This window comes from Streptomyces sp. AF1A (genome assembly GCF_047340315.1).
In the GTDB taxonomy this organism is placed as follows: domain Bacteria; phylum Actinomycetota; class Actinomycetes; order Streptomycetales; family Streptomycetaceae; genus Streptomyces.
The window spans coordinates 1-2,379 of record NZ_JBLEBI010000351.1 but is presented as its reverse complement, the minus strand read 5'-3'; the positions used below and the strand labels follow the sequence as shown (position 1 = coordinate 2,379).

The window sequence follows — 2,379 nt, the reverse complement described above, 5'->3', positions numbered from 1 at the left end:
GGTGATCACCTGACCGTCGAGGTCCGGCGGGCCGGCACCGGGTGGGACGGGACGTACGAGCTGTTCTGTCACCCGGGCGCCGGCCGTCACCCGGACGTGGCCGGGGCCTGCCGGGTGCTCGACGCGAACACCCGGTGGGGGCGGGACCCCTTCGCCCCGGTCGCGCCCGGCGCCACCTGCACCATGCTCTACGGCGGCCCCGCCACCGCCCGTGTCACCGGCACCTGGGCCGGGCGACCGGTCGACGCCCGGTACGACCGGAGCAACGGGTGCGAGATCGGGCGCTGGGACCGGATGGTGCCGCTGCTGCCGCCGCTCGGCTCGGCCGCGTAGCCGCGGAGCCCCTGGACAGGGATCCTCCAGCGGACCACCGGTGCCGTGAAGGCCGCGCGAAGGTCTCGTGCAGCCGAGGGGTCTGGTCACGGCATCGCCGTCACTTCCTCGTGGGACCTCCCTCTCATCCTGCGTCGCGAGCGCAACGTGTGCGCTTAGACTCCCTCGCGTGACACGCCGCGGGCCAGGTTGGCAAGATGGCCCGAGCGGTCGGCAAGGTGCGGTAACAGGGAGGAAGCGTCTCGTGAGCAGCAGGCCATCCCGAGGCGCTGCTCGCCTCGCAGCCATACTCGACGCGCTGCCGGACGCGTTGGTCCTGGTCAACGCCAACGGAACCGTCGTCAACGCCAACACCATCGCGCTGGAGGCGTTCGAGGCACCGGGCACCGCCCTCGTGGGGCGCGGGCTGCTCGATCTGCTGCCGCAGTTCGACTCCAAGCTGATCCCCGGATCGATGCGGCGGCCCGACCACATGGACCCGCGCGGGCGGACCAAGCCGACGCGGATGATCGCGCGGCGCACCGACGGGACGGAGTTCCCGGTCGAGGTCACGAGCGCGAATCTGGAGAACGGGCAGCAGGCGTACGACGGTTACGGCTACACCGGTGACGAGCTGCTGATGCTCGTCGTGCGGGACCTGTCCGGGACCGTCGACACCGAGGCCGAGCTGGCCCGGTCGCAGCGTCAGACCGAGATGATCCTGCGCGCCGCGGCCGAGGGCGTCGTGGGCACCGACACCGACGGGCGGATCGTCCTCGTCAACCCGGCGGCCGCCCAGATCCTGGGCTACCGGGCCGGCGAGCTGGGCGGCAAGGAGCTGCACACCCTCGTGCTGCACTCGCGCGCCGACGGCTCCCCCTTCCCGTACGCCGAGTCGCCGCTCGCCGACACGCTGCGCTCCGGGCGCAAGCACCGGGTGCGCGGGCAGGTCCTGTGGTCCAAGGGCGACGAGAAGGTCTCCGTCGATCTGACCACCGCACCGGTGCGGGACGGGGACCAGCTCGTCGGCGCCGTCATGACCTTCACCGACCGTCGGCCCCTCGACGCCCTGGCCGCGGAGAAGGCCGCGCTGGAGAAGGCGCACGCCGAGGAGCTGGAGCGGCTCTCCGAGGAGCACGCCTCCGATCTCACCGCACTGCGCCAGCAGCACGTCACCGAGCTGGACGAGCTGCGGGAGAAGCACGCGGAGGAGGTGGCCGCCGGCGAGGAGCGGTACGCCGCGCTTGCCGAGCGGGAGAAGGACCGCTACGAGGCCCTGGCCGGCCGGCACGAGCAGTTGCTGATCCTGCTCGGGCAGTCGATGCGCGGCCCCCTCGACGAGCTGCGGCGCGAGCTGTCCGCGCTGGCCGCCGACGACGCCGGTCAGCTGTGGCCCGAGGCGAACCAGGTGCTGCATCACCTGTCGGCCGGGTACTCGCGGATCACGACGCTCATCGACAACGTCCTCGGCTACCAGCGGCTCGACGCGGGCAGCGAGGACATCGCCCGGACCAAGGTGATGCTGGACGCCGTCGTCGCCGCCGGTGTCGACGGCGCGGTGGAGCTGATCGGCCCCGGGCGGGTGCAGTTCGCCGTGCACGCGCCGCCGATCGAGGCCGAGGTCGACCCGCAGCGGCTCGCCACCGCGCTCGCCCATCTGGTGGCGGACGTCGCCGGGGTCGACGCGACCGGCAACACGCCCGTCTCCGCGGGCGGTTACATGGACAACACCGTCGTGGTCGCTGCCGCGCAGCGCGGTGCGGTGGCGCGGATCGAGGTGCGCGGGCCGTACGCCGGGGGAGACCCGGTGCACGAGCCGATCGTGCGCGGGATCGTGCGTGCGCACGGCGGTGTGCTGCAGACGCACGAGGTGCCGGGCATGAGCGGCAGCGCGTATGTGCTGGAGGTGCCGCTCGGGGGTGGTGCCGGGGCCGTCGCCGCGCAGGCTCCGGACGCCGGTGAGGCACCCGCGGAGCAGGCCGCCCCGGCCGAGGACGCGGCCGGTGGCCGGCGCCGGGCCCGGCGGGCCTCCACCGACGCCTTCCTGGACGGTGACGCGCCCGGCGC

At 73.7% G+C, this 2,379-nt stretch carries 2 protein-coding genes; both read left to right on the top strand.

Annotation, left to right across the window (positions count from 1 at the left end; translation table 11 throughout):
- Positions 1 to 333 (top strand): SSI family serine proteinase inhibitor (locus ACLU3S_RS36710; protein ID WP_413956308.1); only part of this gene is annotated, 333 nt, incomplete at its 5' end.
- 244 nt (positions 334 to 577) lie between these two features.
- On the top strand, positions 578 to 2,379 hold a 1,802-nt coding region (locus tag ACLU3S_RS36705; protein WP_413956307.1), incomplete at its 3' end, for a PAS domain-containing protein.